Genomic DNA, 7,515 nt, shown 5'->3' on the forward strand with positions numbered 1-7,515 from the left:
GCGTGCACCACGCGCTCCGGGACACGCTCGCGGTTGAACTGGGCCAGCTTCTCGACCAGGTAGTGGTCGGTCAGGATGATGGCGCCGTCGGCGCCGGTTGCCTGGGAGTGGGCGTCGGACGTGACGGGAGCGCCGGACTGCGTGGTGGACACAGCGGGCGCAGAGATGTTCAAAGTCATCTTTCTCCTATTTTCTTGATTTATCAGTTGCGTTCAGAAGGAAGTTTTTGGGCCCGCTGGCAGTCCCCGCAGATGCCCTGGTACATCACGTCGGCGATCTGGATGGTCATGGGCTGGGAATTGTCGTTCCAATGCGGGGTCAGGCAGGGTGCATGGCCGACCGCGCAGTCGACGTCCTCCACCCGGCCGCAGCTGATGCAGATTGCGTGGTGGTGGTTGTCACCGACGCGGGTCTCATACAGGGCTGGGGAGTGCGGGGGTTCGAACCGGCGCAGCATGTGCAGGTCGGTGAGGTCACCCAGCACGACGTAGACGGACTGGGCGGTCAGCTCCGGAAGCTCTTCGCGCGCCGCGGCCAGGATGCTCTCTGCCGGGGAGTGGGGGTGGTGCTCGACGGCGGCCAGCACGGCCAAGCGCTGTTTGGTCACCCGGCGGCCATGGGCGCGCAGGGCCGCGGCCCATGCTTCGTGGCTCTCCGGGTGCTCCGTCATGCCTCCATTGAACCACTTATTTTGACTAGATCACAATAAGGCGGGGCTAAGTTTCTGCGCGGCTAGAGTTGCCGGGTGGGGAAACTACTGGCAGACATCACTCCGCTGCGCGAAAGCCCGGCCTTCCGCCGGCTCTGGGCAGGCTCGGCCGTCTCCAACGTCGGAAGCCAGCTGACGCTGGTTGCCGTCAGCCTGGAGGTCTACCGGCTGACCCAGGACAGCCTCTACGTGGGGCTGCTGAGCATTTTTGCGCTGGTTCCGCTGGTAGTGGGCGGGCTGCTGGGCGGCTCAATTGCCGACTCGCACGACCGCCGCAGGGTGGCCCTTTTCTCTTCCTCCGTGATGTGGGCGGCCGTGGGCGGGCTGGCTCTCCAGGCCTGGCTGCAGGTGGGAAACGTGTGGCTGCTCTACGCCCTGGTGGCTGTGCAGAGCGGCGCCCAGGCCATCAACCAGCCGGCCCGCAGCGCCATCATTCCCGTCCTGGTCCGCAAGGAACTCCTCCCGGCGGCAAACGCCCTCAGCATGGTCACGTTCGGGCTGGCCATGACGGCAGGCCCGCTGCTGGCCGGAGTGCTCGTGGCCACGGTCGGGTTCGGCTGGACCTACACCCTGGACCTGGTGAGTTTCGCGTTCGCCTTCTGGGCTTTGCTGAAGCTTCCGCCCATGCCGCCCGGCAAGGAGGCAGGACGTGCAGGGCTGCGGTCCGTCGTCGAGGGCTTTCGGTTCCTGGGCACGCGCCCTAACCTGCGCATGACATTCGTCATCGACCTCGTGGCCATGATTCTCGCCCAGCCGCGGGCGCTGCTGCCGGCCGTGGGAGCCCTCATGGTGGGAGGAGGGGAAACCACCGTGGGCATCCTGCTGGCCTCCACGGCCGTGGGAGCCTTCCTGGCGGGCCTGTTCTCCGGACCCCTCGGCAGCATCCGGCGGCAGGGAGGTGCCGTGGTCTGGTCCGTCATGGGGTGGGGAGGGTCCATCGCGGCGTTCGGGCTGGTGGTGGTCCTGGCGGGGAGGTCGGGCGAAGCGGGCGTCACGGCCTGGCTGATTCCCGCCGCATTGTGTTGCGGCCTGGCCGGCATCGCGGACTCCGTCAGCGCCGTATTCCGGACCACCATCCTGCAGTCGGCCACACCCGACCACCTGCGCGGCCGCCTGCAGGGCGTCTTCATCGTGGTGGTGGCAGGTGGCCCCAGGGTGGGCGACATGTTGGCCGGCGGCGGCACTAAAATTCTCAGTGAGGGCTGGGTCCTGCTAATCGGCGGCCTCCTGTGCATTGCGGTTGCCTGGGCGGTGGCGCGCTGGCAGTCCGGCTTCTTGAAGTACGACGCCGGGCACCCGGTTCCGTAGCGACGCCACCGGAGTCAGGACCTGGAGTCACCGACCTGGGGAGGCGCAAGTGCACAAACACTACAACGGCCTGAAGACCGCGGCCCTGTTCGGCGTGCTCTGGGCGGTGCTGTTGGGGCTGGGCGCCTTGATCGGCGCCAATTCACGCAGCGCGGCACCCATCTGGATCATGGCGCTGATCGGCATCGGAACCACTGCTTACGGGTACTGGAACAGCGACAAGATCGCCCTGCGAGCCATGCAGGCCTACCCCGTCACCGAAGCCCAGGCCCCGCAGCTGTACCAGATGGTGGGCGAACTCTCCGCCCGCGCCAACCAGCCGATGCCCCGCATCTTCGTCTCGCCCACCATGGCGCCCAACGCCTTCGCCACGGGACGGAACCCGCAGAATGCCGCCGTGTGCGTCACCGAGGGAATCCTGCAGCTGCTGAGCCCCCGCGAGCTCCGCAGCGTGCTGGGCCATGAGCTGATGCACGTCTACAACCGGGACATCCTGACGTCCTCCGTGGCTGCTGCCGTGGCGGGCGTGATCACCTCGGTGGGGCAGATGCTGCTGTTCTTCGGCGGCGGTGACCGGCGCAACTCGAACCCGCTGGCCCTCATCGCCATGGCGCTGTTGGCGCCGCTCGCAGCGTCGCTGATCCAGGTGGCCATCTCGCGCACCAGGGAGTACGACGCCGACGAGGACGGTTCGCAGCTCACTGCAGATCCGCTGGCGCTCGCCTCCGCCCTGCGCAAGATCCACCAGGGGGTCCAGGTGGCGCCGCTGCCGCAGGACCAGAAGCTGGTCAACACCTCGCATCTGATGATCGCGAATCCGTTCCGCGGCGGCGGGATGAGCAGGCTCTTCGCCACCCACCCGCCCATGCAGGACCGAATCGCCCGGCTGGAGCGGATGGCGGGCAGGCAGCTCAGCTGACCGCCGCCGTCGTACTTGCCGTTTGCCGCTTGGCGGGTCAGAGCGGCCGGGCGTAGCAGACGGAGAGCGGCTCGCCGGCGTAAGGGCCGAAGTTATCGATCAGCCGGGTGCCGGCTTCGTCGTCCCAGGGCTCACGGGTGACGGTGAAGCTCATGTGATCCTTTCGCGGGAAATGACGCGCAAAGGGGACGGCGACACCGGAATCCGAGTGTCGCCGGCTCTCTTGCGTGTCGACTGCCTTCCGTGGCTCCTAGCTGCGGAAGTTGACGAACTGGAGGTCGGCCTCGTCAAAGTCCTTGAGCAGCGCCATGGTGGCCTGGAGGTCATCCCTCGACTTGGAGGTGACGCGGAGCTCGTCGCCCTGGATCTGCGACTTGACGGACTTGGGGGCTTCGTCGCGGATCAGCTTGTTGATCTTTTTGGCGAGGTCCTGCGCGATGCCCTCCTTGATGGAGGCCTCCAGTCGGAATTCCTTGCCGGATGCGTACGGCTCGCCGGTGTCCAGGGACTTGAGCGAGATGCCACGGCGGATCAGCTTGGACTGCAGCACGTCCAGGACCGCAAGGACGCGCTCCTCGGAGTTGGCCTTCATCAGGAGCTTGTCACCGCTGAAGTCGACCTCGGCCCCGACGCCCTTGAAGTCGTAACGCTGGGCCAGTTCCTTCTGCGCCTGGTGCAGCGCATTCGCAACCTCTTGCTTGTCTACCTTGCTTACGACGTCGAATGTGGACTCGCCTGCCATGACTCTCCTTTTGCTCGTGGTTGCTTCGCCCGGGCGGTGCTGGCCCGGGCAGGGCCTGAATGTCTGGATTCCAGCGTAGTACGGTTGGCGCGGATGTGGAGTTGCCGCCGCATTCACAGTTCACTCACAGCGGAGGCGGGGCGGGAACGAAGCTTCGGCGGGCACAGTTGTAGCAGTTGGAAGCCGTTCCGAAAGGTAAGCAATGACCCACCAGGCCGCCCGCTACGTCACCCGGTCCACGTCCGCAGCCGCGGGAACAATCGCCACCGCCGCCTCGTCCGTGGCCGCCGCCGCCGTGGCGGCGTCAATCATCCTCAGCCCCGTCGCCGACTCATCGTCCCGGCTCGACGGCGTGCACGCGGACCTCCAGCGGGCGGTGCAGCTCAACCAGATCACCGAGGACCAGGCCATCCGGTTCGAGGCTAAACTCGCCGGCCGCATCCTCGGAGAAGCCTGACATTCCGGGCTTTTTGGGCCCCTCGCGCCTCGATTCGATTCTTGGGCGGAAGTTCTGTAAGGTTGTCTTGCCGCGGTGCTGAAACAACAACCGCGGTGATCTTCTTTTGAAGTTCGGCAGATTACCCGAGCGGCCAAAGGGGGCTGACTGTAAATCAGCTGGCAACGCCTACGGGGGTTCGAATCCCTCATCTGCCACAACCGAGAAAACCCGTCTGAACCTGCGGAAACGCAGTGAAGGCGGGTTTTTTCATGCCCTAACTCCGGATGCTGGCGTCGTTTTCGGAGCTGAGTGTAGACAAAATGTAGACACTGCTGGCCAGACTGTCTCGTTTCCCGATAGCTGAGAGGCCCCACAAGTTGTGTTCTTGGAAGTGGGGCAGGATGGGCTATGACTTCAGACGAAATAGCCTCGCGGGCGAATGACATTGCCCAATCTGCGGCTGCCGCCGCGTGGTGGTCCGCCGTAGGCGCAGGGGTGACAGCATTGCTGACCCTCGGGCTGTTGGTCGGTGCTGTACTTGCTTGGCAAACAGCCAAAGCGGCTCTGAAGCAGGCCCGAGACACTCAGAAGCAACTCGAACAGGACTGCATCGAGCAGACACGCCCCTATGTCTACGCCCATCTGGTCCCGGGTTTGGCGGGAGTTGCGACGTGGGACCTTGCGATCACTAACACGGGCAAATTTACCGCGCGCCACCTGACCTTGACCTGCGACATATGGCCGGAGAGACGACGTAATAGCCGGCCCGCTCCGAAAGATGTTTTCCTCAAGCCAGTCGCTCCCCGGGTGCGACCATCCGGACATACTGGAAAGTGGGCCTCACCCCGGGAAGTACCTGGGACGACGGAACCCGAGAACCAATGGGGATGCCTTCTGGCACGACAGTAACCCTTCGTTACACCAGTGATGACCCGTCCAACCCTGATTACTGCGACGAGTATCGGCTGGGCGACGAGTTCATAGGCGTAACCCCGACCGCTTTCGATGGTCCTGATCCCAAGGATGGTTTGACCACAGCCGAGCGGGATTTGCATTCCATGCTGGCGGCTATCGCGGGCAACATAGGTGAGCTTCGACGCTATCGGGGTCCGCTTCAAGAGCCGATTTCGGATGACCCGCGGATGGATCTCCGAGGAATCAAAGCGGCTGCTTTTTCTGCGGGGTCCAGGTCGTCCCATCGCAGGCCGCACACCTCGCCCCGGCGCATCCCAGACGCAGCCACTGTTTCGAATAACGCCCCCAACCGATCCGACTGGACCGCGTCCAGGAAGGCTCCCAGTTCCTCCGGCTGCCACGGCTTCACGCGGTTCCGGGCCACTTTTGGCAACTCCACGTCTCTGGCCGCGTTGAACATGACCAAGCGCATCTTGACCGCTGTTCCCAGCGCAGATCGGAGGAGGCATGCACCCGCGTTACGGTGTTGGCCGACAGTTGGTGTCCTCCCGACCCGGAGTTGGTCTGCAACCGTCCAACAGGTCAGCCACGTGGCCGGGGCGAAGGTCCCTGAGCCGCCTGGAGCCGAGTGACGGCTTCAGGTAGATCCGTAAGTGCTGGTCCATCCGGGGTCTACATGGTGTTGATGTCCGGTTTCATGGGAACGCCGTGGGATGGTTGCTGTCGATTTGGGTAACAGGTTCCAGGCAGGTGGACCGGTGGGCGACAAGAGCCGGCAATGCCATGGCAGCAGCTACTGGTTGGGGGTGATCCCCCTGACCGATTCATGCGTTCGCCATTGCATGCTCCTTCGCTGCGGGCTGCCGGCGTTCCTTGGGTTTGGCGAACCTCAGGTAGAGGGACGGCACCACGAAGAGGTTAAGCAGCGTGGACGTCACCAGCCCGCCAAGAATGACCATTGCCATCGGATGCTCGATCTCGTGGCCCGGGATTTCGCCCAAAACCACCAGCGGAACGAGGGCAAGCCCGGTGGCAAGGGTGGTCATCAGGATCGGTGAAAGCCGCTCACCTGCCCCGCGCAGCACGAGTTCGGGCCCGAACTTCATGCCCTCATTCTTCTCGAGGTGCTGGCAGTGGTTGATGAGCAGGATGCCGTTCCTCGCCGCGATGCCCATGACCGTCAGGAAGCCCACAATTGAGCCAAGTGACAGCACGCCCCCTCCGAGGTAGGCGGCGAACACGCCGCCGACGAGGGCGATTGGCAGCGTGAGGATGACCAGTGTGGCCAGCCGCCAGCTTGAGAAGGCCACCTGCAGCAGCAGGTAAATCACTGCCAGTGCCACCGTGGCGAGGGTCAGCAGCGTGGTGGTTGCCTCTTGCCGCTCCTTGTATTCGCCCAGGATCTCGGTGCGGAAGCCCGGAGGCATCTCCACCTTCTTGAGCCCTTCTTCCATCGCCGCGACCACGGTGCGGAGGGATCCTTCCGTCACGTTGGATTCGATGTCGATCCGCCTGGAGTGGGCATCACGTTCGATGACATTGGGCGTTGGTGCAAGCTCGACGCTTGCCACGTCGGACAACAGGATCTTCTGCCCGTTGGGGGTATCGATGGGGAGGTTCGTGATGCTGGTGATGTCCGAGCGCATACTCGGGGAACTCCAGATTCTGACGTCGTAAACTTTTCCGTCCCGGTAAAGGTCACCGACTTCTTCACTGCCAACCAGCGTCGCGGCCGCCCTCCGGACGTCACCCGGCTTCAGCCCGTACTTCTGCGCCTTCTCCAGGTCGACCTCGACGTTGATCTGTGGAATGTCCTTTTGCAGTTCGGTGTGGACGTCGATGGCTCCCTCGGTCCCGTCAAAGATCGCCTGGATTTCGGCGGCCTTTGAACGCAGGAGCGCCAGGTCGTTGCCGTAGAGCCGGACGACGACGGCGGTGCTGGCGCCCGTTAGAACCTCGCGGATCCTCTCCTTCAGGTAGGTTTGAACGTCGCGCACAATACCGGGATAACCTTCCACAACTTCGTGGACGGCGGCCAACGTTTTGTCATAGTCCACTGCAGGGTCGATGCTGATCCAGTTCTCACCGAAATACACCCCCACCACTTCGTCAGCGTTGAAGGCCTGGCCGATGTGGGCGCCGCAGTTCCGGACGCCCGGGATGGTCATGAGCTCAGTGCAGGCCTTCTGGCTGACGCGGTACTCCTCCTCCAAGGACGTGCCGGGCTGGGTCAGCCAGTGCATGAGGAAGTCACGTTCCTTGAAGTCCGGCAGCAGCGACTGCCCCAGCAGCGGTGCGGTGATGGCACCCACGGCAGCCATGGCGCCGAACGTCGCGTAGCCTGCCACGGGACGCCGAATGATCTTACGCAGCACCTTGTGATAGCCGCGCTTGAGCACCCGGACGAGGGGTGGTTCCTGCTCCTTTAGTGGGACCTTGCGCATGAAGATCAGCGCGAGGGCAGGGGTGACAGTCAAGGCCAC

Annotated in this window: 7 protein-coding genes and 1 tRNA gene; 4 read left to right on the top strand and 4 right to left on the bottom strand. The window is 64.1% G+C overall.

The window, feature by feature from the left end; all coding sequences use genetic code 11:
- Window positions 1-179: catalase (locus CXQ90_RS21445; RefSeq protein WP_146068954.1), on the bottom strand; the 179-nt coding region annotated here is incomplete at its 3' end.
- Between the two features lie 23 nt (window positions 180-202).
- Window positions 203-670, bottom strand: coding sequence for a Fur family transcriptional regulator (locus tag CXQ90_RS21450; protein ID WP_104141359.1), 468 nt, complete (start codon window positions 668-670; stop codon window positions 203-205).
- A gap of 75 nt (window positions 671-745) precedes the next feature.
- Here CXQ90_RS21450 and CXQ90_RS21455 point away from each other — a divergent pair, with 75 nt between their 5' ends.
- Both CXQ90_RS21455 and htpX read left to right on the top strand, forming a co-directional pair.
- Window positions 746-2,017: an MFS transporter gene (locus tag CXQ90_RS21455; protein WP_104141360.1), complete on the top strand. Its 1,272-nt coding sequence runs from the start codon at window positions 746-748 to the stop codon at window positions 2,015-2,017.
- Between the two features lie 49 nt (window positions 2,018-2,066).
- A complete protein-coding gene (htpX, locus tag CXQ90_RS21460) occupies window positions 2,067-2,936 on the top strand; it encodes a zinc metalloprotease HtpX (protein ID WP_104141361.1) in 870 nt (289 codons plus the stop codon).
- A 250-nt stretch (window positions 2,937-3,186) separates the two neighbouring features.
- Here the strand turns inward: htpX and CXQ90_RS21470 are convergent, their stop codons facing one another.
- Window positions 3,187-3,678 carry a YajQ family cyclic di-GMP-binding protein gene (locus CXQ90_RS21470; protein ID WP_104141362.1) on the bottom strand — a complete coding sequence of 164 codons (492 nt, stop codon included), beginning with the start codon at window positions 3,676-3,678 and terminating at the stop codon, window positions 3,187-3,189.
- A 202-nt stretch (window positions 3,679-3,880) separates the two neighbouring features.
- On the opposite strand from CXQ90_RS21470, the gene CXQ90_RS21475 reads away from it, so the two are divergent.
- A complete protein-coding gene (locus CXQ90_RS21475) occupies window positions 3,881-4,135 on the top strand; it encodes a hypothetical protein (RefSeq protein ID WP_104141363.1) in 255 nt (84 codons plus the stop codon).
- A gap of 115 nt (window positions 4,136-4,250) precedes the next feature.
- A tRNA-Tyr gene (locus CXQ90_RS21480) sits at window positions 4,251-4,332 on the top strand.
- A gap of 1,524 nt (window positions 4,333-5,856) precedes the next feature.
- Here CXQ90_RS21480 and CXQ90_RS21490 read toward each other — a convergent pair.
- A partial coding sequence (locus CXQ90_RS21490) for an efflux RND transporter permease subunit (RefSeq protein WP_146068955.1) occupies window positions 5,857-7,515 on the bottom strand: 1,659 nt, incomplete at its 5' end.

Source organism: Arthrobacter sp. ZGTC131 (assembly GCF_002929275.1).
Taxonomy (GTDB): domain Bacteria; phylum Actinomycetota; class Actinomycetes; order Actinomycetales; family Micrococcaceae; genus Arthrobacter.

Bases quoted from the DNA above. Each gene is read 5' to 3' on its own strand.
- CXQ90_RS21450 (WP_104141359.1), bottom strand. From the start codon at position 670: ATGACGGAGCACCCGGAGAGCCACGAAGCATGGGCCGCGGCCCTGCGC.
- CXQ90_RS21470 (WP_104141362.1), bottom strand. From the start codon at position 3,678: ATGGCAGGCGAGTCCACATTCGACGTCGTAAGCAAGGTAGACAAGCAA.
- CXQ90_RS21475 (WP_104141363.1), top strand. From the start codon at position 3,881: ATGACCCACCAGGCCGCCCGCTACGTCACCCGGTCCACGTCCGCAGCC.